This is a genomic window from Flavobacterium sp. SP2, assembly GCF_057626655.1.
Genome location: NZ_JBVHBT010000007.1, coordinates 19,853 through 43,474 on the forward strand (window position 1 = coordinate 19,853; position 23,622 = coordinate 43,474).

At 31.2% G+C, this 23,622-nt stretch carries 21 protein-coding genes; 9 read left to right on the top strand and 12 right to left on the bottom strand.

From position 1 onward, the window contains the following. Nucleotides 1-86 precede the first annotated feature (86 nt). A complete protein-coding gene (locus ACZ098_RS13875; protein ID WP_487312360.1) occupies nt 87-1,619 on the bottom strand; it encodes a T9SS type A sorting domain-containing protein in 1,533 nt (510 codons plus the stop codon). A gap of 215 nt (nt 1,620-1,834) precedes the next feature. On the opposite strand from ACZ098_RS13875, the gene ACZ098_RS13880 reads away from it, so the two are divergent. After that, nucleotides 1,835-2,356, top strand: coding sequence for a hypothetical protein (locus tag ACZ098_RS13880; protein WP_487312361.1), 522 nt, complete (start codon nt 1,835-1,837; stop codon nt 2,354-2,356). Nucleotides 2,357-2,392: 36 nt separating this feature from the next. On the opposite strand, the gene ACZ098_RS13885 is transcribed toward ACZ098_RS13880, so the two are convergent. The 4 genes from ACZ098_RS13885 to ACZ098_RS13900 form a co-directional block, all read right to left on the bottom strand. Beyond that, nucleotides 2,393-3,382: a tetratricopeptide repeat protein gene (locus ACZ098_RS13885; RefSeq protein ID WP_487312362.1), complete on the bottom strand. Its 990-nt coding sequence runs from the start codon at nt 3,380-3,382 to the stop codon at nt 2,393-2,395. A gap of 51 nt (nt 3,383-3,433) precedes the next feature. Then, complete coding sequence (locus ACZ098_RS13890; RefSeq protein ID WP_487312363.1) at nt 3,434-5,254, bottom strand: chloride channel protein; 1,821 nt, start codon at nt 5,252-5,254, stop codon at nt 3,434-3,436. Between the two features lie 94 nt (nt 5,255-5,348). Then, nucleotides 5,349-5,816, bottom strand: coding sequence for a hypothetical protein (locus ACZ098_RS13895; protein WP_487312364.1), 468 nt, complete (start codon nt 5,814-5,816; stop codon nt 5,349-5,351). 8 nt (nt 5,817-5,824) lie between these two features. After that, nucleotides 5,825-6,832, bottom strand: a complete 1,008-nt coding sequence (locus ACZ098_RS13900; RefSeq protein WP_487312365.1) for an SIMPL domain-containing protein — start codon at nt 6,830-6,832, stop codon at nt 5,825-5,827. 174 nt (nt 6,833-7,006) lie between these two features. On the opposite strand from ACZ098_RS13900, the gene ACZ098_RS13905 reads away from it, so the two are divergent. After that, complete coding sequence (locus ACZ098_RS13905) at nt 7,007-7,933, top strand: hypothetical protein (RefSeq protein ID WP_487312366.1); 927 nt, start codon at nt 7,007-7,009, stop codon at nt 7,931-7,933. 1 nt (nt 7,934) lies between these two features. Beyond that, a complete protein-coding gene (locus tag ACZ098_RS13910) occupies nt 7,935-8,498 on the top strand; it encodes a hypothetical protein (protein ID WP_487312367.1) in 564 nt (187 codons plus the stop codon). Between the two features lie 195 nt (nt 8,499-8,693). Here the strand turns inward: ACZ098_RS13910 and ACZ098_RS13915 are convergent, their stop codons facing one another. The 4 genes from ACZ098_RS13915 to ACZ098_RS13930 form a co-directional block, all read right to left on the bottom strand. Then, nucleotides 8,694-9,362 (bottom strand): DNA alkylation repair protein, encoded by a 669-nt coding sequence (locus ACZ098_RS13915; protein ID WP_487312368.1) that lies wholly within the window; start codon nt 9,360-9,362, stop codon nt 8,694-8,696. Between the two features lie 9 nt (nt 9,363-9,371). Next, on the bottom strand, nt 9,372-11,048 hold the full coding sequence (gene ggt, locus ACZ098_RS13920) for a gamma-glutamyltransferase (protein ID WP_487312369.1): 1,677 nt from the start codon (nt 11,046-11,048) through the stop codon (nt 9,372-9,374). Nucleotides 11,049-11,119: 71 nt separating this feature from the next. Then, nucleotides 11,120-11,533 carry a GxxExxY protein gene (locus ACZ098_RS13925; RefSeq protein ID WP_487312370.1) on the bottom strand — a complete coding sequence of 138 codons (414 nt, stop codon included), beginning with the start codon at nt 11,531-11,533 and terminating at the stop codon, nt 11,120-11,122. A 200-nt stretch (nt 11,534-11,733) separates the two neighbouring features. Continuing rightward, complete coding sequence (locus tag ACZ098_RS13930; RefSeq protein ID WP_487312371.1) at nt 11,734-12,318, bottom strand: acyl carrier protein phosphodiesterase; 585 nt, start codon at nt 12,316-12,318, stop codon at nt 11,734-11,736. Nucleotides 12,319-12,528: 210 nt separating this feature from the next. Between ACZ098_RS13930 and glmM the strand changes: the two genes are divergently transcribed. From glmM to ACZ098_RS13950, 4 genes are all read left to right on the top strand, one after another. Further along, nucleotides 12,529-13,932 (top strand): phosphoglucosamine mutase, encoded by a 1,404-nt coding sequence (gene glmM, locus ACZ098_RS13935; protein WP_487312372.1) that lies wholly within the window; start codon nt 12,529-12,531, stop codon nt 13,930-13,932. 417 nt (nt 13,933-14,349) lie between these two features. Continuing rightward, nucleotides 14,350-14,778 (top strand): hypothetical protein, encoded by a 429-nt coding sequence (locus ACZ098_RS13940; protein ID WP_487312373.1) that lies wholly within the window; start codon nt 14,350-14,352, stop codon nt 14,776-14,778. A gap of 81 nt (nt 14,779-14,859) precedes the next feature. Further along, nucleotides 14,860-16,449 carry a S41 family peptidase gene (locus ACZ098_RS13945; protein ID WP_487312374.1) on the top strand — a complete coding sequence of 530 codons (1,590 nt, stop codon included), beginning with the start codon at nt 14,860-14,862 and terminating at the stop codon, nt 16,447-16,449. A 61-nt stretch (nt 16,450-16,510) separates the two neighbouring features. Further along, nucleotides 16,511-17,998 (top strand): aminotransferase class V-fold PLP-dependent enzyme, encoded by a 1,488-nt coding sequence (locus ACZ098_RS13950; RefSeq protein ID WP_487312375.1) that lies wholly within the window; start codon nt 16,511-16,513, stop codon nt 17,996-17,998. 10 nt (nt 17,999-18,008) lie between these two features. On the opposite strand, the gene ACZ098_RS13955 is transcribed toward ACZ098_RS13950, so the two are convergent. Beyond that, nucleotides 18,009-18,881, bottom strand: coding sequence for a lysophospholipid acyltransferase family protein (locus tag ACZ098_RS13955; RefSeq protein ID WP_487312376.1), 873 nt, complete (start codon nt 18,879-18,881; stop codon nt 18,009-18,011). Nucleotides 18,882-18,983: 102 nt separating this feature from the next. Here ACZ098_RS13955 and ACZ098_RS13960 point away from each other — a divergent pair, with 102 nt between their 5' ends. Together ACZ098_RS13960 and ACZ098_RS13965 are read left to right on the top strand one after the other, a co-directional pair. Then, nucleotides 18,984-19,616 carry a rhomboid family intramembrane serine protease gene (locus ACZ098_RS13960; RefSeq protein WP_487312377.1) on the top strand — a complete coding sequence of 211 codons (633 nt, stop codon included), beginning with the start codon at nt 18,984-18,986 and terminating at the stop codon, nt 19,614-19,616. A gap of 45 nt (nt 19,617-19,661) precedes the next feature. After that, on the top strand, nt 19,662-20,360 hold the full coding sequence (locus ACZ098_RS13965; protein WP_487312378.1) for an SIMPL domain-containing protein: 699 nt from the start codon (nt 19,662-19,664) through the stop codon (nt 20,358-20,360). Between the two features lie 73 nt (nt 20,361-20,433). On the opposite strand, the gene ACZ098_RS13970 is transcribed toward ACZ098_RS13965, so the two are convergent. Together ACZ098_RS13970 and ACZ098_RS13975 are read right to left on the bottom strand one after the other, a co-directional pair. Further along, nucleotides 20,434-20,814 carry a RidA family protein gene (locus ACZ098_RS13970; protein WP_487312379.1) on the bottom strand — a complete coding sequence of 127 codons (381 nt, stop codon included), beginning with the start codon at nt 20,812-20,814 and terminating at the stop codon, nt 20,434-20,436. Between the two features lie 10 nt (nt 20,815-20,824). Then, entirely contained in the window at nt 20,825-23,578 is a 2,754-nt protein-coding gene (locus ACZ098_RS13975) for a putative LPS assembly protein LptD (protein ID WP_487312380.1), read from the bottom strand. Nucleotides 23,579-23,622: the final 44 nt, after the last annotated feature.

Here is a 23,622-nt window from a genome sequence, read left to right on the forward strand (position 1 = left end):
GTAAATAATAGTTTTTTTTTGGATTCTGATTTTTGAGACGTTAAATTTTAAATACTATTCTAACTCTTCGACCTGATAATTTCAAACTACTTTTTTATGAATTTTTTAAATGTAGTAGTGTTGTCCGTTCTTATTTCTACAACATATAATCCAGCTTGTAATTCGCTCAAATCTATAGAATTAGTAATTACTTTATTTTTAATTGAAATTACTTTATTTTGTAAATCAAATATTTTTATTTCTTTAATTTCATCTTTACAAATTAAATTTAAAATATCTGTAACTGGATTTGGAAAAACAGTTATGTCTTCCTCTAAATTAAATGAATCGTTAGTTAACGTTCCTTGTCCAATTCTTATGGATCCAAGGCCATATTTTGGAGATATATAAACATTATTTGTATCTAAATAGTCTCTATAAACATATCCTCCAATAACTATTTTGCCATCTTCTTCTAAATTTACAACGGAAGATTGATAATCTCTGGCCAAGAGTCCAGGAAAACTGTAGGTGTAAACTCCGTTCTGAGCAAAACTTGTGTCCACAGTTCCAGAGGAATTAAATTTTTTCAACATAAAATCTCTGATGCATGGTTGCGAATTACATCTATCGCTCCCAACTACATAAATGTTTTCGTTGGCATCTAATTTAAAATTGGATTCGAAGTAAATAGGAATATTGAAAACCGTTTGGAAATTAGTTATATTAATTTTTTTTAAATATCTAAACTGAGAAGTAAATGAAGATGATTCTAAAATATTTAAATATAACATAGAATTCACTAATTGAGCATCATTAACAGAATATAAGGTAAGACTTGTTGAAAGATGAATTAATTTTATTCCAGCAGTTCCAAAAGTAGTAACATAATCTCCATTTTCATTAACTTTTGCTATAACTAAATTAGAATTGTAAAAAGTATTAGAACCTGATAATTCAGTATGCATTGTTTTACCAATTAAAAGATAACCATCACTTAATTTTATTATTTTATAAATATCGGGATTTAATAAGGCTGATGGATTGAAGATATATTCTTTAATAGAATTTGTTCCAAAACCAGTATCAATTGCACCATTTGAAAGGAGTTTGAATGTGACTACTTTAGATGAGCTACTATTTGTTTTGGTTGCCGCACAAAATAATTTACCTGAATTATCGATACAAAAATCAAAAATATTTTCGTTATCACCTAAATTCACTTTGCTAATTCCATTTAAACCAAAAGTAGGATCATAAATTCCATTTTCTGAGATTTTCAGAATGAATCCATCTTCAGAATTAGCAATTGTATTTACAATTTTGCCAAATAAGTAAATAGAATTATTAATTATTTTTCCACCATTGATTGTATAATTTTCAGTTGAGTTACCAAATGATAATTTACTATTTACTCCAAATGATGAATCTAAATTTCCATTATAATTTGTTTTAGAAATTTCATTAGAAGAATAATAAAAATAGGATTGATTTAACTTTAATAAACCTTTAGGATTTAATAAATAATTATCATTAAATTTATATCCTTGAGTACCATAATTAGTATCAAGAACGTATGATTGCCCATTTAATAAATTTACCATTAACATCATTAAATATAAAACCAATCTACTTTTCATAATTTTCATTTTAAAATTTTTATACTTTTAGCTGCATTGAAAGTATCTTGCAGTAAATCTACAAAAAAAATTAGAGATAATTTTATTGATTTTTTTTTGACTTATTTCAATTTTGCCAACTTAAGTTGTGGAACTTAAAGGTAGAAATAGTAAAAATTAATTCTATTTAAAAAGTCAATTAAACATTTTATATTTGAACTTTAAAAAAAAGTAAAATGAATATATTAGGAATTGGTTCTAGAATTAAACATTCAGAATTTGGATCAGGAGTTGTTACCAATGTCACTTCTAAGCATTATTGGGTAACATTTATTGAAAGCGGATTAGAAACTATTGATGTTGACAGCGAGTTTGAAATAATCGAAGCAGTTGAAGACGAAGTTGATTCAGTAAGTTTTTATGAAGTAGAGAAAACGTTGAAAAATATTCTACAAAAATGGAGTGATGTTTCGCAAGTTATTCCTATAGCTGACAAATGGAAAGGTGGAAAATTGATCATGGAACCAGGAACACCTACACAAAATAAGGAAGTTCCAATCGATACCTTTTTCAATAAAATTATCATGGTTAGAGATCGACTTCGTGTTATGGAGCAAAAAATTAATTCAAGTAACTTAGATAATGCTGAAAAAGTAGAATTACAACAATATATTACAAGATGTTATGGTAGTTTGACGACTTTTAACGTATTGTTTAAAAGCACCAGTGATTATTTTGTTGGTGAGAAGACGAAGTAAAAAATAAAACCCTTTCAAAGTGAAAGGGTTTTATTTTTAGTTTTGTGATATTTTATATTTTTCTAAAATTTCATTGAAGATTTTTTCTTTGCCTTGCTTTTTCAGTTCGCTATAAGCAATGTTTATAAGTTTTTCGGCATCTGTTCTGTAAGGAGATTTCTGTTCGATATAGATAATATATGCCTGACATAAATTTTCTAATCCTTTTTCGTATTCGTTTAAATATTGAACATAAATATTACCAATGCCATAAAAAACTTCTGGATTTTTGGGGTCTAATTTTGCTAGCTTTTCATATGATTTAACCGCTTTTTTATATTCTTTTTTATACAAATATGCAATGGCAATATTCTGTAACGGCATCGTTCCGCTAGGATCTATTTTTAATGACTTTTCATAAGCGTCAATGGCTTCATCATATTTATTTAGCCTTCTGTAACAAATTCCCATGTTATCATAAGCAAATGCAAAATCTTGATCAAATACAAGCGCTTTTTTATAATATTCAATTGATTTCTCGAAATTTTCTTTTTTAGATTCTTCTAATCCCAAGCTATAATATTTTAAGGCTTCTGGATTTCTTGAAACTGACTTGGAATTGACTTTATCATTTACAGCCATCTTATCTTTTATTGCTGCACAATTTGAAGTTAGGTAACGCTCTATTTCGTAATAATACTCTTTGTATTCTTTGGAATTTGAATTTACATTGATTGAAATATTTATCGATTTTTTTCCATCGTCTCCTTCTTTAACTTCTTCTAAATTTCCTATTGAAGCTAATTTAGTTCCCATTTGATAAGCTCCAACTTGTTTATCAATACACCTGTGAATTTCTGAAGATATGGAATCTACAATTTTGTCATAGGTAGAAATTGAGTCGATGCATTTACAGGCATTTTCAGATAATTCTTTTAAAAATTGTTTTTTATCGAATTTAATTTCTTTCTCAACTGTGGTAGTTTCTTGAGAAAAACTGATTGAAATTGAAAACACAAACAATAGAATTGACAATAATGATTTCATAGTTACTTATTTAGATTCTAAAAATAACTATTTTATTTGAATATCAAAATATTATTCAATAACCATTTCTTTTAATTTTTCTCGATAAGCTTCCAGGATTTCAACTTTAGAAATTAAGCCAAAAAATTTTCCGTTTTTGATAACTGGAAGTAGTGTTTCGTCGGTTTTTTCAAATTTATCCATGATGGTTTCCATTCCGTCATCGTGAAGAATAGTTTCTTTGGGTTGTGATAACACTTCCTTTATCATGGTAAATTTTATGCGATAGGGATTGAAGATTATTGGTCGAATTTGTTCAAAATCAACTACGCCAAGAAGTCTACTTTTATCGTCTAAAACCGGAATTAATTGTTGTTGCGAAGTGGATAAATGTTCGACTAAATTTTGAAGTGATTTGTCTAATGAAATTGAGATAACATCTGTTTTAACAAGCTTCAGAAAATCAATGCTTTGCAGAATATTTTTGTCTTTATCACTGGTAAAAACTTCTCCTTTATCGGCTAGTGCTTTTACATCCATGGAATGTTTTTCAAATTGCTTTGAAACGGCATAACTTATTGAGGAAACCATCATTAACGGAACCATTAAATCGTAACCGCCAGTAATTTCTCCGATAAGAAATATTGCTGTTAATGGTGCATGAAACAGTCCAGATAAAATTCCAGCCATTCCAACTATGGCAAAGTTTGTTACCGGAAGATGTGAATTGATGTTGGTGATATCCATAAATTTTGCAACGAAAAAGCCCAAGTACGAACCAACAAATAGAGAAGGAGCAAAGTTTCCTCCATTTCCTCCTGAACCCAGCGTTAAGCCTGTTGCGAAAGATTTTAGCAATACAATAATTCCGACAAAAATCAATAGAATCCACTGTTTGCTTTTGTATCCTTCAAGAAAAGTATTGTTTAATAAATTTTCAGGATTTGTGGTAGATAATGTTTTGATACTTTCATAACCTTCGCCGAAAAGCGAGGGAAAAATAAAAATAAGGATTGCTAAAATACTTGCACCAAAAAGTGCTTTTTTATAAACTCCAGTTTGTAATTTGCCAAAAAAATGTTCTACTTTTCTGAAATTTCTAGCATGATAAACTGAAACTAATCCAGCTAAAATTCCAAGTAAAATATAATAGGGTGTATTGTGATAATCAAATTCTTTAACATTTTTGAAACTTAGAATTACATCTTGACTCAAAATTACCTTAGAAACCAAAGCACCAGTTGCACCTGAAATTATAATTGGTATAAATGCAGAAATCGATACATCGGTAAGAATAACTTCGACAGCAAAAAGTACACCTGCAATAGGCGCGTTAAATGCAGCGCCAATTCCGGCTGCAACTCCACAGGCGAGAAGTAATATTCTATCTTTTTGTGATAATTTATATTTTTGAGCAAAGTTAGATCCAAATGCTGCACCAGTAATTACGATTGGACTTTCCAAACCTGCAGAACCACCAAGACCAACGGTTAACGAACTGGTGATAATTTGCGCGTACATTTGTTTTTTAGGAATAATTCCGCCTTTTTTTGCAACAGCATACAATATTTTAGAACTGCCTTTTTCCAATTCACCGTTTAAAACTCTTCGAATTACAAAAACGGTTAATACAATTCCGATAATTGGTAGCAGAATAGAAAAGAACGGAAATTTTAAAAATCCATTTACATAATTGGCAAAAACAAATACATTGTGGGCAAAACTTTTTAAAACAATTACTGCCAAAGCACAAGAAATTCCGACCAAAACACAAGCCAAATAAATGAAATTCCGTTCAGACAATAGCTGTTTGCAAAGGAAAATAACCGCTTCAAATTTTCGAGCGAGTTGTCTCAATAAAAGCTGTAGTGAAACCGATCTACGATTAGGCATTTTAATTTTATAAAAAAGTAATTGCAAAAGTAGTGTTTTAAAATTTCACATAAAAAAATCCGATGAAGGATATTTCTTCATCGGATATTGTTGTTTACTCACATTTTGTTTTTCTGAGAATTATTTCAATTGGTTTATAAACTCTTCCATCGATATATTTACAGTTTTTTGCACTTGCATCAAGATGATTACATAAACCATTAATGTCATTTTCGAAGAGTTGTATTTCTGTCAAATAATATTTTGTCCATTCACCATTGTTAAATTCACAAACACTTTCAATTTTTAAATAATAATTTTCAATGTCAAAAGTGTTTCCTACAATTAAGCTATATTCATCAGTTAAAAACGGAAAATTATTTGACTGCGTTAAAATAAATTCTTTCTTGATTTTACCTTTTTTGTCTTTTTTGACTAAACTAACTTTCAAATTTGGAACTGTGTTTTCATTTTCTCTTGTGTGAATTTTTGCAAAAATTATTGACGAGCCATCATACGGACAATGTTGTGCGTTGACTAAATTGGAAACCAAAACAAATAAACAAATTAATATCTTTTTCATATTAGAAATTATAAATTCAACAATTTGATATCTCCAGCAGCTGTAATGATATAGTATCTATTGTTTCTGATAATAGTGTTTTTTGGTAATTGGTCTTCTTTAAGTTTGATTCTAATTGTGATATCATAAAATGCTTGAATGGTAGGTTCAGTAATATCTGGATTCATGACAAAATTGTGATCTTTTACCAAAGCTTGATTGTAATATTGTGTGGTGTTTTTCTTGATTACATTGACTTCGCTTTTGGGATCAAAATTAGCATTGGCTTGCGAATAAGCTTGATAACTTCTGTAGCTTTCCATCGGATAATTAACATTAAAACCTTCTTGAAGTATTTTTTCCTTTTTGTTCAAATCGGTATTCATAATTAGTGAATAATTCGCCATTTGGTCTCTAAAAACTTCCAAGGCTTTCTTTTGCATTGCACTTCTAACTTGGTCAAAATTAGTGGTAACATAATCGACTTTTGCTATATCATAAATTTCGTTTTTGCCACAAATAGATAGAATTTTATCAAAGTCATTGTTATTTCTAAATTTGATTAAGATGTTCTTTTTCAATTCAAATCCGGATGGTTTTTCGTTATACGTTTTTGGATTGAAAATCTTTTTTTCAACAGCATAATCATAAGTTGGCACAAACGAAATCATATCGGTTTCTACCACAATTTCTTTATTGTAAAGCGCTAATTCTTTCATGACGTTTCCAATTCGTTCGTCAATTAAGTTGGTAGCTTCTTCGGCAGTTTTTCCCAATTGAAGTACCGCAAATGTTGCAATTTGAGCAGTAGCACGTTCGTTATAAATTCCTTTAATCGTCAAAACCATTTCGTCTTGACTGCTCGATGTGGTTTGAATCGTGTTTACTCTGTTAATAGTATAACCACCATTTCCGTAAGCGCCATTTCCATAATCAGCGTTTCCTTTTTTTTCGTATTGAGCATTTCCCATGTCTTGCGCATTAGCAAAGTTGAATGCAATTGTAAGTGCGATTGTTGTAACCAAATTTGTCTTCATGTTTTAAAGTTTTTAAAATTAATGATGCAATGATACTCTCGATATTCAAAGTTGGTTTGGTAAAACGACTTTCAACTAACTGTAAAGTTTTTTAGTTACATTTACAGCACTTTTACAGTTGGTTTTCAGTAGAAATATCCAACTATTACTTTACTTTTGAATCGAATAATTAGAATGACAGAACTTGAAAAATTTCAGGAATTGAAACAAAAAGTGCTTTTGAAATATCAAGAGCATCATCCTTTTTTTCAAGGAACTTGGAAGACCTTTAGTTCGCAGGATATTCAAAACTTGATTGGTTTAATTGAAGAAAAGTGTAAGCAAACGATTAGTGAAAAATGGGTTTACACGCATTTAAAACCCGAAAACAACAGCAAGATTCCACGAAAGGATATGTTGAATATTCTATCGGAATTTGTTGGTTTTTCAGGTTGGGATGAGTTTACATTTGAAGAAAAAATTGTTGAATCTTTAGCATCAAATAAACCAATTAAATCAAAAAATAGACTTTGGTTATCACTTTTGATATTGATTTTTGCTATTGTAATTGCTATTGTATTTTTTTTTAGAAATGAAGAGTCAAAACCTAAAACAATTCAGCTAAATAACGAATACACAAATGAAAAAGTCAATGCCGAAGAAGTTAAAGTTTTTGAAGTAAAAGATTCGGTCAAACAAGAATTAGAAATAAAAGAAGGTAAAGTTCAAGTTTCTAATAATGGTAATGAGAAATCCAAATTGGTGATTCAAAGTCCGTTTTATGAGCCCAAAACAGTTAATTTGGTAATGGGCGAACCTTTTAGCGGTCCAAATAAAGTCGTGTCTTTAAAACCCGATGATTATGCCATGATGCTCAAAGCATTTATGTTATCAGATATTAAAGATTGGCAAACTAGGAAAGAGCAATTGGATAAAATATTATCGGATAATTTGGAAGTAATTGTGATGTTGAAAGACGATTTGGGAGCCGAGTATTTCAATAAAACCGAATTTTCACAAAAGTTGATTGTACCAACAGCTTCGTTAAAAAAGATGAAGATTGTTGAAATTAAAAATGATGCTAATGACAAAATTCAGTTCATTAGAATTAAACAAGAATAGAATGAATAAGAAATTTTTATTTATCGTTATTTTTTTATGCAGCTTTTTTGTTAATGCTCAAGAGGCTATGAAAGAAAGTGTCTCAGAAAAAAAAGTTGCTACAACAATTTCTTTAAATAAAAGATTTTCTGCCAAAGTTTTGAATGCTTATCAAGAAAATTCTAAAACTAAAGTAGAAGATTTGTTTTCCTATTTTCAGTTGCTAACTGATGCTAAATTGAATGATGATTTGAAGAAAGAAGTAGTCAAAAACATCAATTTATTGTTTCAAAATCCCAACACAATAGTGATTGATTTAACTTCGGATTCTTTTGATAAAATTCCATTACAACAATTTATTCAGAAGCTTTTAATTTCGGAACCGATTTTATTCTCAGTTTCAGAGGAAAGCAACTATGATTCTGTTGAATATCAAAGTTGGAAAACCGGATATACTGTTTCAAGAACGAAATCAGGAATTGTTACGAAAACCAAAATTGTTCAAAAAGTATATTTTTTTGAAACTCCAAAAAGGTTTGGTGAAGAAACTAAAGTTGTTTTTTCTACGCTTTTAGGCGAAATGTAATTGTTCAATTAGATTTTGACCTATGCGTTTTTAGAAGATTTGACACGAATTACACTAATTGACACGAATTTTAATTTTACTTTAAATATTTCACGAATCATTATGTGATTTATCAGACGCTTTTAGTGTAATTTTCCATTTTCAATTTGTGTAAATTAGTGCAATTCGTGTAAAAGAAGATTGTTTAAAAAAACGTTATTTAATATTTCTCAATGCTTCACGTTGACTTAAAGGCTTTAAATTGGTTGAATTTACATATTCTGAAACACCACTTGGATTAAAACGACTGAAATCTCGCAAAGCCCAACCAATTGCTTTTTGAATAAAAAATTCCTTCGATTCTTTATGTTTTTCACATTCTGATTTTAGTAAATCGAAATTGGTTTTTTCTTTATAACTCAATTGAAATAGAATGGCACTTCGGTTCAACCACATATTATTTGAATTGGAAAATCGTTCGATAACTTCATCAGTTTCATTAGGAAATTGCTGCAAATAGCCACCAAGCAAATATTTAGCAACAACATCAACCGAATCCCACCAAGAGTTTGTTATAATTAATTTTTCAATTAATTTAATATCCTCTAAAACATAGTTTTTCTTGAATTCTTTAACCAATAAATCTATTGCGCATTGATGAAATTCTCTGTCTTCTTTGTTAAATAATTCCCAAGCAATCGTTCTGAAATTTTCTTTGATTTCCGATTTGTGTTTCTCGTAATTTTCTTTAAAATTAGTTCTTCTTTCTTCGGTTTTTATTCCTAAAAAGGAAAAGTTATTTTTCATATATTTCTCCATCGGAATGGCTACTTCTCGATTGGCCTTTTGGAGTAAAACGTATTCTAAATTTTCGATAAATTTCATAGTTTCATTTTAAAATCCAACTGCTTTATCATCACCGCGAGCATCGGCACCAGCTTCCAGTTTTTTATTAGGCAATACTAGAATTGCATCAACTTTTCCTATAATTGGTGAGGAATTTTCGTTAATAATATATCCTTTTTTTGTTAGGTTTTCTATCACTGATTTTGAAAATTTATTAGGTTCCATCATTATTTCATCTGGCAACCATTGATGATGAAATCGTGGTGCATTTACAGCTTCTTGCATTCCCATTTTAAATTCTGTAACATTTAAAATTGTTTGCAAAACTGAGGTAATAATCGTTGATCCGCCAGGCGTGCCTAAAACCATAAAAAGCTTACCATTTTTTTCTACAATGGTTGGTGTCATTGAACTCAGCATTCGTTTTTGAGGAACAATACTATTGGCTTCTGCACCAACTAATCCGTAGGAATTTGGAATGCCTGGTTTTGAACTAAAATCGTCCATTTGATTATTAAAAAAGAAACCCAGCTCTGACGAATACAACTTCGAACCATAAGCACCGTTTAATGTTGTGGTTACTGAAACAGCGTTTCCATCAGCATCAACGATAGAGTAGTGCGTTGTTTCGTTGCTTTCTGAAATCGAAATCTCGCCATGACTAACTTCTGCTGATTTTGTTGCTTTGTCCCAATTGAAACTTTTCATTCTATTTTTTAAATAGCTCTTAGATAGCAATTGTTTTTGTGGAATTTTCACAAAATCAGGATCACCTAGAAAATAATTTCTATCGGCATAAGCTCGTCTTTCGGCTTCAATCAATAACTGAATGTATTGCTCCGAGTTCAGTTTATATTTCGAAACATCATAGCCTGAAATCATGGTCATAATTTGATTCAAGGTAATTCCGCCGCTTGATGGTGGCGACATTGAAGTAATTTTAAGGTCTTTGTATTTAAAAGAAATTGGCGTACGCCATTTGGCTTCGTACTTTTCTAAATCTTCCAACGTTATTATTCCACCTTTTAATCTTAAGAAAGCAACGATTTTTTTTGCGGTTTCTCCTTTGTAAAATTCATCTTTTCCGTTTTCCATTATTTTGGTTAACGTTTGTGCCAAGCCAATGTATTTTATGGTATCACCAACTTTGTACTTTTTACTATATATAGTTTTTTTGCCGCTAACTTTTACAATATCATCTTGGTAGGCATAGAGTTGATTGGCTTGTTTGGACGTAATCACCACACCTTTTTTAGCCAGAGCAATTACAGGTTTCATAATTTCTTGAATGGATAGTTTTCCGAATTTTTCATGTACAGCAAATATTCCTGCAATGGTTCCGGGAACACCAACAGCTAATGCGCCATCGGTACTTAAATTTGGAATTACGTTTCCATTTGCGTCCAAGTACATGTCTTTTGTAGCTTTCATTGGTGCTTTTTCGCGATAATCTAATGCGCCTGTTTCGCCATTATGCAAGCGGTAGACCATAAATCCGCCACCGCCAATATTTCCCGCATAAGGATAAGAAACTGCCAACGCTAATTCGGTTGCAACCATCGCATCAAAGGCATTACCACCTTTTTTCATGATTTCAACTCCAATTTGAGAGGCTTCTTCACGAGCCGAAACTACCATAGCTTTGGATGTTATTAAACCCGTTTGCGCTTGGCAGAAAATTGATGAAAGAATGAAAAGTAATATTGTTGATCTTTTTAACCACATAGAAACATAGATTTGTTTAATACTTATTTATTAGTCGCTGTACTCTTTTTAAGAATTTATAGAAATTAGAATTATCCTTTAGGAAGTTTTGCGTAGTATTCATTAATCAAAGTTTTTTGTCCATCTTTAAAAATATTGAAACAATTGAAATTTATTAATATTCCTTTTGGTACCTTAAGAAGTTTCATATAATTTAATAGTTGTGCATCAAAAAATGGATGCATTTCTGTTACAGATTTCAATTCTATAATAATTGCATTTTCAACTAGTAAATCACATCTAAAATTAGCTTCCAACTCTTTTTCCTTATAAATTAAAGGAACTTTCATTTCGGATTTGAAATTTATTTTTCTCAAATTCAGTTCTTCTTTTAAACATTGATGATATACACTTTCTAATAATCCTCTTCCTATAACTTTATGAACTTCAATTGCTGAACCGATAATTTCGTAGGTTAACTCATCTAAATATTTTTGTGTTATCATACTTTTTGGCGTTTAATTATTTTTTATCGGTCGATTTTTCTCTTTATAAAATTTATTAATGTTTCAATTTTTAATACGTAGAAATATAGATTTATTTATTCAATTTTATTAATTACCTATGAGAAAAAATGAAATTTCTAATAAACTCTTTTTGCACAAACTTAACCTATGTTTCTATGTGGTTAAGATATAATAACGCATTATAATTCATATTTTTTCTCCTTACAATGTTGCTGTAATTCCTCAAAGAATAATGTAAATTCCTCTTCAAATTCTGTGTAAAATTGCTTCACTTCAACAATCGCTTCTTGCATATGAACGCGATGTTTAGTTCGGTAATCCATCTGAAATAAAATCATTTCTAAACCGTCTAAATTGGCATAACTAACGAGCCAATTTCTAGCAATCATGTACGGCATCATTTTTTGAATTTTCTCCGTCAGAATTTCATAATTATCTTGAAGTAATTTGTAAAAATTGTCAGCATAATTCTCGAGTTTTTCATTAGAATATTTAGACCAATTTTTAGCTAAAAAATGATCGTAAACAATGTCCATAATTACGCCTGAATAGTGACCATATTTTTCGTGCAAGCGGTGTTTACTTTTTCTATAAATCGGATGCGCATCAGTAAAAGTGTCAATGTAACGATGCAATAGAATGCCTTTTCTAATTTCATCTGGATAATCCAAATAGTGGTGTCCACGAATACTATCGGCCATAAAATTACCAATCTTAAGCATGTCGTTGTTTCCAGAAAGATAAATGTGGGCTAGAAAATTCAAATTTTTAGTTTAAAAGTTTAAGGTTTAAATGTTTAAAAGGTTTTGAATCTGTCTTATTAGTGAGAATGACAATTCGCAACAGTATATGTTTCGTAAATATATTAAATCTTTACGTGTTTTATTGAAATCCAAATCATAACTTTTTATATTTGTAGTTCAGATGGGTTAACTCTTAAACTTTTAAACTCATAAACATTTAAACAAAAAAAAATGACTCTAATAAAATCAATATCAGGAATTCGTGGAACCATTGGCGGAAAAGTAGGCGATAATCTTACTCCAGTTGACGCTGTAAAATTTGCTTCAGCTTATGGAACATTTTTAAAAGTTCAAAGTTCAAAGTCCAAAGTCGAAGGTCAAAAATTAAAGGTGGTAATCGGAAGAGATGCTAGAATTTCTGGACCAATGATTCATAATTTGGTGATGAATACGTTACTTGGATTAGGAATTGATGTGATTGATTTAGGGCTTTCTACAACGCCAACAGTAGAAATAGCGGTTCCGATGGAAAATGCTGACGGTGGAATTATTCTGACTGCATCACACAATCCGAAACAATGGAATGCTTTGAAATTATTGAATGCAAAAGGTGAGTTTCTCAGCGGAAAAGAAGGCGAATTGATTTTAGAAATTGCTGAAAGTGAAGCTTTTGATTTTGTTGATGTAGATTCGTTGGGAGAAGTTATTGTGAACGATTCGTACATGGACATTCATATTGACGAAGTTTTAGATTTACCACTAGTTAATGCCGATTTAGTAAAAACTAAGAAGTTTAAAGTTGTTGTTGATGCTGTGAATTCATCTGGTGGAATTATCATCCCAAGATTATTAGAACAAATGGGCGTAGAATGCGTGAAATTATACTGCGAACCAAACGGTCATTTTCCTCATAATCCAGAACCTTTGAAAGAACATTTAGGTGATATTTGCAAATTGGTTGTTGAAGAACAAGCCGATTTCGGAATTGTGGTCGATCCGGATGTTGATAGATTGGCTTTTATTTCTAATGATGGCGAAATGTTTGGTGAAGAATATACTTTGGTTGCCATTGCCGATTATGTATTGAGCAAAACTCCAGGAAATACTGTTTCTAACATGAGTTCGTCTCGTGCTTTGCGCGACATTACTAACAAACATAATGGAAGTTATCAAGCAAGTGCCGTTGGAGAAGTTAATGTCGTAGAATTGATGAAAGCTACCAACGCCATAATCGGTGGCGAAGGAAACGGCGGAATCATTTATCCAGAATCGCATTATGGTCGTGATAGTATTGTTGGTGTGGCTTTATTCTTGACGTATTTGGCAAATCAAACGAAAACGGTTGCCGAACTAAGAGCAAGTTATCCGCAATATTACATGAGTAAAAACAAAATTGAATTGACGCCACAAATTGATGTTGATGCGATTTTAGTTGCCATGACTGAAAAGTATAAAAACGAGGATATCACCACAATTGATGGTGTAAAAATTGACTTCGCCGAAAACTGGGTACATCTAAGAAAATCGAATACCGAACCAATTATTAGAATTTATACCGAAGCTGCTACGCAAGATTTAGCAGACGAATTAGCTGAGAGAATTATTGGCGAGATTAAAGTGGTTGCTGGGATTTAATCTGAATTTATTTCAGATTCTTTACAAATATAAAAACCTTTCAAGAGTGATTTTGGAAGGTTTTTTTGTGGAATGAGTTGAGATTTATTTATATTTGGAGAATGTAACTTGTCATTTTATCTTATCAAATAATTTATTGGTTTTTTGATATCTATTAGTTATTGCTATTCTATGAAATCTAAACTACGAAAAAGCACTACTTTATTATATGTACTAACTACACTAATATTTGGTTGCATTTCAATTTTATTGTTAAGAGATTCTGTTACAATTACTGATAAAAGTATCATGATTGCAATGGTAACTTTTGTGTTTTTTTTCTTGTTACTAGGTTCAATTTATAAGTTTGGAAGTGTAATTGAATTGAACTTAAGAGATGAAATTCTTATTGTGCAAAGACCTTTCATCTTCAAAAAAATGATTTACAAATTTTCGGAAGTTAAAGGTTTTGGTTTTGAGAATTATTTCGCACGAGGAATTACCTACCAAATTTTGAAAATTAGAGTAATGAATAAAACTTTTTATATCTCAGATTTTGAAACAAAGAACTTCAAAGAATTAGAAGCTATATTTTTAAATAAATTTAATTTACTAGACCAAAATAATAACATTATTATTGACGAAAGGCGTAAAATTGAATTTCAGAAAAGGGAAATGGAAAAGCAAAATCAAACTAAAGAAACTTTAATTTTACTAAGAAATGCGAAATTTCTGTGTGGCTTTATGATTTTAATTACTATCATGGATTTAATTTATCGAGGAATTAATACTCCCAAAATCTTTTGGATTTTATTTTGTTTTACTTGTACATGCTTTGTATATTATAAATCTAAAAATGTAAATTGAGCACTTAATCTCCCAAATATTTCATAACAAATTCCTGTAAAACCCAATTAATTCTATATTTGATTTTCAAAACAATGTGATATGTCTATTAAAATTATAAGGATTTCTTTTATAGTTGTAATCTCTTTATTATTAGCTAATTGTACTTCTGTTGAAAAATACAATTATAAGTTAGCTCAACCCGTTTCTGTAGTAAAACTTCAAAAAGACATTGATTATACTCAACGAAAACTAGAAAAATTATATCCAAATCTTTATGGGTATATTTCTAAAGAAAAACTAAATTTTAAATTTGACAGCATAAGGAAAGTCGTGGACAAACCCATGACAAGCAAAGAATTTTACTTTGTTATTGCTCCTGTTATTGCATCGGTTCGCCAAGGGCATATGACCATGTCGCCGGTGCAAAATAAAATTTCCAAAGAAGATGCAAAACGGTATAACAAAACTGGCGATGGTCCATTATCGCAGTTCCTATACGAATGGGAAAATGGCAAAATGTATGTTGTTAAAAATAAATCTAAAAATAAAAGTATCCAACTTGGTTCTGAAGTCATTTCGGTAAACGGAGTAACGCCACAATCGGTTTATGAAAAATATAGAAAGGCAATTACTTCGGATGGTTTTAACACTACGTACGTTAGAAAAGGATTTTCCAAAAGGTATACCAACTACATGACCAATGAAATTGGCATAAACGACAGTTTGAGTTTTGTTTTCAGATTTAAAGATTCGTTAGTAAAACAAGTTATTTCTAGAGCTAAATTAGAAAAAAAAGTAATTCCTACAATTTCTAAAAGCGATTCTGCAAAAGTTGCAGTAAAGAAACCATTTGATAAAGAAAAATTAAAACAAGCGAATCGATTTAAGAGCATATACGGTTACAGCAAGTTGACTAATGAATACAGTAAAAGCTTAAAGTTTATCCAATCAGACAGTTCGGTTGCTATCCTAAAAATCAAGAATTTCTCTGACGGAAAGTATTACAAAGCGTATGATTTGATATTTGATTCTATTAAAAAGCATGATGTTAAAAATTTAATTATTGATTTACGCGACAATCCTGGTGGAAGAGTTGCCGATGCTGTGAATTTGTATGCTCATTTAACCGATAAAGATTTTATTTTGCTTCAACCCGCGCTTGTAACGTCAAAAACTAGTTTATTTAAGTTAGGCTTGTTTAGAAATATTCCTAAAATTTCATATCCGTTTGCCGCTATTTTTTATCCATTTTATATGGGTTTTTCCTATTACAGAACGACAAAAAATGAATTTGGAAAGTATCAGTACAAGCTCGTAGGTTCAAGAAAAACCAAAAATGCATCCAATTATTATAACGGAAAAATCTATGTTTTAATAAATGGAGGAAGTTTCTCCGCATCGTGTATTGTATCGGCATCGTTGAAATCAAATCCAAACGTGACTTTTGTAGGCGAAGAAACTGGTGGTGCCTTTAATGGTACCGTTGCCGGAATTATGCCAGTTGTAGATTTACCCAATTCTAAAATTCCGTTGCGATTGGGTTTGATGGATATAAAAACGATCAATCAAAGCGAAATTAATGGACGTGGTATCTTTCCCGATGTCGAAATTATCCCAACAATTAAAGATAAAATTGCTAAAAAAGATCCTGAATTGGAATGGGTTTTGAAAGATATTAAGAAACCATAATTTGCCAATTTTAAAATTGTAATGTATTAAAATTAGTATATTTGCAGTAAACTTATTCGATATGATTGCAACAGAAACAAAAACTGAATTAGAAATTTATTTTCAGCAATTTCGTAACAATATTATTGGTATAGATCAAGAATTTGAAACTCCTTTTGGAACTCAAAAAATTATTTATACAGATTGGACCGCAAGCGGAAGATTGTACCGTCCAATTGAAGAAAAATTGATGAATGAATTTGGTCCTTTTGTTGCCAATACACATACCGAAACCACCGTTTCTGGAACAGCTATGACAATGGCGTATCACGAAGCAAAACATATTATTAAACGTCATGTAAACGCTACAAATGATGATGTTTTGATAAATACAGGAACCGGAATGACTGGCGTGGTAAATAAGTTTCAACGTATTTTAGGATTAAAAATTCCTGAAAATTTAAAAGAGTTTGTCAATTTACCTAAAGAGTTGAAACCAGTCGTTTTTATTTCTCACATGGAACATCATTCTAATCAAACATCTTGGTTGGAAACGCGTGCCGACGTTGAGGTAATTCCTGCCGACGAAAACGGACTATTTTCACTTGAAGAATTACAAAAATTATTGATCAAACACAAAGATAGAAGTTTAAAAATTGCTTCTATAACTTCGTGTTCTAACGTTACCGGAATTAAAACGCCGTATCATGAAGTAGCCAAAATGATGCATCAAAATAATGGATTGTGTTTTGTAGATTTCGCTTGTTCTGGTCCATATGTTGAAATTAATATGCATCCAGAAGATCAAGAAAGCTACCTCGATGCAATTTTCTTTTCACCACATAAGTTTCTTGGTGGTCCAGGAACGTCGGGAGTTTTGGTTTTTAATAAAAATTTGTATAAAAACGCTGTGCCAGATTGTCCTGGTGGTGGAACCGTTTCTTGGACCAATCCTTGGGGTGAACACAAGTACATTGATAATATTGAAGATAGAGAAGATGGCGGAACTCCTGGGTTTTTGCAAGTAATAAAAACAGCTTTAGCAATTCAGTTAAAAGAAAAAATGGGTGTTAATAATATTCTTGCTCGTGAGCATGAATTGGTAGCCTATGTATTTGAAGAATTAGGGAATATTGATAATATTAAAATTTTAGCCAAAGAGCATCAAAACAGGCTAGGAGTAATTTCTTTTTATATAGACGATTTGCATTTCAATTTGGGGGTAAAAATGTTAAACGATCGATTTGGTATTCAAACTCGTGGCGGTTGCAGTTGTGCTGGTACATACGGTCATTACTTGTTGCATGTAGATCAAGAAACATCTCATGATTTGGTATGCCAAATAACGTCTGGTGATTTATTCAAAAAACCAGGATGGATTAGAATGTCTATTCATCCAACCACGACTACCGAGGAAATAAAATTTGTATGCGAAAGCATTAAGAGTCTAGCAGAAAACCATAAAACTTGGGAGAACGAATATTTTTACAATGGGGATAATAATGAATTTGTGCATAAAAAAGCACTCCACATAGAAAAAAATATTGTGGCTACTTGGTTTTCGATTTAGAAGTTACCTTTTATTTTTTTCTATTTTTCCAGCGTTTGTGCGTCCATAAATAGTATTCTGGCGCTTCAATAATTTGTTGTTCAACTTTTCGTATAAAAAGTTCTGATATTTGAAAATCAGGGATTACTCGAACATTTTCAGAAAGAACTTCAAAGGTTGCTTCATAATATCCGCGCTTAACTTTTTTTCCTTTCAAGAAAATGACATTCATGTCAAATTGTTTTGCCAAGGCTTCTGCGCCGTAATGAATAGGCGTTTCAATTCCTAAAAAACTATTCCAGTAAAGTGTATTTTTTCCGCTAGGAATTTGATCACTCGCAAATCCATAAACGCCTAAAATTCCGTTATTTTTATTTTGTTCAATTGTTTTGCGGGTTTCGCGTGTGGTAATCAAATGTGCTTTAAATTTGGAACGGATATCACGAACGAGTTTATCGAAATATTTATTAGAAATCTGTTTGTAAATACCAAATCCTTCAAAATTAATATGATGATTCATCGATATAGCCCATTCGTAACTTGCATAATGAGCGCATAACAAGGCAATACTTTTTCCTTTTTTTTCTAATTCTAAATAGGTATCCAAGTTTGTAAAAACATAACGTTTACTCATTTCTTTCTTAGAAATCGTCATTGTCTTAATCATTTCTAAAAAAATATCGCACAGATGGTGGTATGATTTTTTTTCGACAATAAGACGTTCTTGATCTGACAGATGAGGTAAACCTTTTTTTAAATTCTCACGAACTATTTTTTTTCTGTATCCAAAAATCTTATAAATTATGATGTAAATAAAATCAGAAAATAGATAAAGCAATCGAAATGGTAAAATGGATATTAACCATAAAATTGGATATATAACAATAAAAAGTAAAAATTGCATGGGTATGTTTTTTTTGCAAATATACACTTTATACTTTTTTTATGGCTTTCGTTTAACATATCCTAAGTAAACAATTGTTATTTTTACCTAAAATTATAAATCATGTATCAGAATATTTTTTTAATAGCAATAATAGTTGTTAATGGGCTTGTAAGTTGGAAAGGTTTTGAAGACATTTCGTTTTTTAGAAAGCTAGAATTTCATATTGGAAGCATCAGGTCGGGCGAGCAGTATCGTATGTTTACCTCGGCTTTTCTACACGCGGATATTCCGCATTTGGCTTTTAACATGTTAACATTATATTTCTTTGCACCTTATGTTTGCGAATATATTGGTAATTTTTCTTTTTTATTAGTCTATTTTGCGAGTTTGCTTTTTGGAAGTTTGCTAACGTTGTTATTTCATAAAGACGATTATAATTACCGTGCAATTGGAGCATCAGGTGCGGTTACAGGAATAGTGTATTCGGCAATATTACTTGAACCAAGAATATTGATTTATGGTTTTATTCCGGGTTATTTATTCGGAATTGCCTATTTACTTTATTCCATTTACGGAATGAGAGCTAAGAATGATAATATTGGCCACACGGCGCATTTTGGTGGTGCAATTGGTGGTTATGTTATTACGATTATGAAATATCCATCTGTGATGTCCTACAATGGTTTGAGTGTCATTTTGTTAGCAGTGCCCATAGTTATTTTGTTTATTATGGCAAAGCAAGGCAAGTTATAATTGGCATAACTTTTGAATTAATCAAAAAAACTAAACAAGTAAAACATGAAAAAAGCAGTATTAATTTTAGCCACACTTTTTGCAATTATGACGCAAGCACAAGATCAACAAAAGCAGATTCCTCAAATTACAGTTTCAGGAGAAGGAAAAGTAAAAGTGACACCCGATCAAGCATTGATTTCGATTTCGGTAGAAACTAAAGGAACAAAAGCTGTTGAGGTAAAGAAAGACAATGATGTTGCAGTTGACAAAGTAATCCAATACATCAAGAAAATGAAGTTACCTAAAGAAGATGTTATTACGCAACGAGTTGCATTGAATCCGAATTACGATTACAATACCAAAAAGCACAGTTATATTGCGGTTCAAACAATTAGTATTCATTTAAAAGATTTGGCAAAATACGATGAACTGATGGAAGGATTGGTTGATGCTGGTGTAAACCGAATCGATAATGTAGAATTTAAATCTTCTAAAATGGAACAATATCAGTCGGAAGCTAGAAAAATAGCCATGAAAGATGCTAAACGAAAAGCTGACGATTATGTATCGGTTTTACCAGGACAGAAAGTTGGAAAAGCTTTAGTAATTTCAGATAACTCTCAAAATTATTTTCCACAACCGATGTTTAAATCAGCAATGGCAATGACTGCTATGGCAGATGAATCGGTTCAAAGAGAAACAATCGCAGTTGGAGAGATGGAAATTACATCTAATATTGTAGTAAGTTTTGTTTTAGATTAATCATTTGATTTCAAAGCAACAAAAAAGTCTGGATGTTATTCCAGACTTTTTTTTATTCGTAAAAGGGATGTTGTTATAAAACAGCTACCATTGAAATTTCTACATTTACATTTTTTGGAAGACATGCCACTTGAACCGTTTCTCTAGCTGGCGCAGTTTCTGGGTTAAAATAACTTCCGTAGACTTCATTTATTTTAGCAAAATCGTTCATATCCATAATGAATATGGAAGTTTTTACAACATTTTCGAAAGTCATGTTAGCGGCTGCTAAAACAGCTTTCATATTTTCCATAACTTGCTTGGTTTCCATTTCGATAGAGTCTAAAACTAACTCCATAGTTTCAGGATTTAAAGCAATTTGACCCGAAGTATATAAAACTCCATTTTTTAGAATCGCTTGGTTGTATGGTCCAATTGGAGCAGGTGCTTTTTCTGTATTGATTATTGTTTTCATTTTATTTAGTTTAACGTAACGTTCTATCAGGTTGGTTTTGTTTATCGTACTTGATATCGCTAAGAATTCCTGCTTTGATACCAATAAAAAATCCCCAATAAGCGTTGGTTCCAAATGGTACCCAATTGAAATCCATTCTCCAGCTTAATAAATCGCGCTCAAAACGCAGTTGGGTAAACGTAACACCTTTTTGAACAAAGTCGTAACCTGTTGAGGCACCAATCTTCCATTTAGGAGTTAAATCGGTATTGGCAGATATCATTAAGGAATTTCCAATTATTTTATTTTCTCTACTGTTATTACTGTAGGTCAACGAATAGGCGAGGTTCATATCCCAAGGAAGCTTAGTATTATAAAATTCTATGGGTTCTTCGAGTCCATCATCTTTTTCATCTTCTTCAAACTGACTTTCTCGTCGATCACTTAAATCGGTATTGGTTCCAAATAAGTCGTCTTCGCGACCACCATTTCTTACACTTTGCTTATTTTTCTTAGTTTTATCATTATCAGAACTTGCAAAAGAATAATTTAGAGTCATGTTAGTACTTGTCATTCTAAACAAACTTCCTCCATTGTCTATGTTGAACGTATCAACTCTTCTACCATTATTGTCCAATGCATACGGATCAAGGGTTGCTGCAAAATTGATGTTCATTTTTTGTTTAAACAATTGTGTTCCACCACTTACTCGTACTGGCGACCAACGCAAAGAGTCTGCAGCCATATCGTATCCAGTTGAAAAATTTAAATTGTTTAAAAGCATTATTTTTTTAGGTTCCGTTTTCGTAGAATCTCGATCTTTTACTTTAGCTTCAAACGTGTTACTAATGCTAAATCCTAAATTATTGGAATAATTTTTTCCTGGTGCTCCAAAAGCGTTTCCTTCAAATCTGGTGTAGTCTCTTATCATTCTTCCACTTCCATCAGCTGCATAAGTATCGTAATATCTTTCGAAACTTGGTGCATAACTGTGTGAGATAGATGGACGCATCACGTGTCTAATTGCCTGAATTTTTTTATTTTCTCCAAAATTGAACGTACCGTAAACCGTGGTTCCAATGCTATTAGAAAAAGTATACGTTCTAAAAGCATCAAAGCCATTGACTTTAGTATCTATTACTTTATTCGTTGTAGGATCAAATGATTTTCTGATTGTTTTAAAAGCCCAAACTTCGTTATAGTTAGCAGATGTTGTGGCACTGAAAAATTTAAAAATTTTAAAATTGGTACTCAGCGGAATGCTGTGTTGAAAACCTGTTTCAGCATTTTTAAACATTTCAGATTTAAAAAATAAAGAATCTGTAGTTACAATTCGGTTTTCACCACGCAAATTATATTGAAAATTAATGTTCTTAATAAAACCTTTTTTCACGCCATTTTTTGATGCGAATGGAAATATTCGGTCCACACTTGCCTGAAGCGTTGGTAAAGTCATATTGATTTGCTGCGTCTGTGTATTCTGCGAATGCGTTGCAGTTAACGACATATTAACCTGCGGAACCGTATTAAAAGTTTTAGAATAAGAAATTGAAGAACTTAAAGTATTGTTTAGGGTAGAACCAATGTTTACTTGATTTATAGATTGTGTAAAATAACGGCTACTACCTAAATTCACCGAAGCTGAAAATCTAGAGTTCGGATTGGATTTAGAGTCTTTACTGTGTGACCATTGGATATTATAAATGCTTGTCTTAGCATAATCCGGAAATCCACGTTCACTGTTGATAAGATTTTCAAATCGGACATTTACATTTCCTGTAAATTTATATTTTTTTGCATAGCTTGATTCGAAACGCATTCCATAACTACCATTGGTATAATAATCTCCCAATATGGCTAAATCATAGTTATCGCTTAAAGCAAAATAATAACCACCGTTTTGCAACGAATAACCACGTTGGTTACTTTGTCCGTAACTTGGAATAATAACTCCCGAGCGACTTGTATCAGTCATTGGAAAAAAAGCAAACGGTAAAAATATTGGTGTTGGTACTCCTCCAATTACCATATTAGTAGGACCAACAACAATTTTTTTTCCAGGAACAAATTTGGCTTTTGTGGTAATAAAGTAATATTCTGGATCGTCTATATTTTTAGATGTAGTAAATCGTGCATCTTTCATGAAATAAACCGAATCGTTTTCTTTTTTAGTAATGTCGGCTTTTACTCGAATATCACCTTGTTCGGTTCTTGAATTCCAAACCAGCGCTTTTTTAGTTCTAAAATTGAATCGAATAGAATCTGGTTCAATTACATTTTGACCTTGTTTGAATTTAGGATATTGAATGTATTTTCCGGTAGAATCTTTCAAACGTCCTGCATACACTTCGTCTTTAGTGTAATCCATTACAATAATACCCGATTTTAATTCATAATCTTGATAAAATAATTCGGCTTCGTCATACAGCGTTAAGGTTTGCTTTTTCTGATCGAAACGAGCATATTCTTTTGCCTTATATTTTACTTTTCCTTCTAATATTGATTTTTTCTTCTTAGATGAATCATTTGCTTTTACTACAGTTACTTTTTCCTCTTCTGTAACAATAATCCCTTCATTGTTAATTACTTGAGTTTTCTCTTTTGCAGGTTCAATGGCAGGTTTTTTAACAGATAAATTTTTGTTTTTTGCACGTGTTTCTTGTGCAAACAAACTGAGGTTTCCTACTGTTAGAAAAATTGATAATAAAACGATATAAAATAAGTTTGTACGCAACGGTTTTAATACTATTTTTGTAAAAATGTGGCTTAGTTTTTGAACAGCCAAACTTACAGATTATTTTTCGTCAAAAATAGACAAATAATAAAATT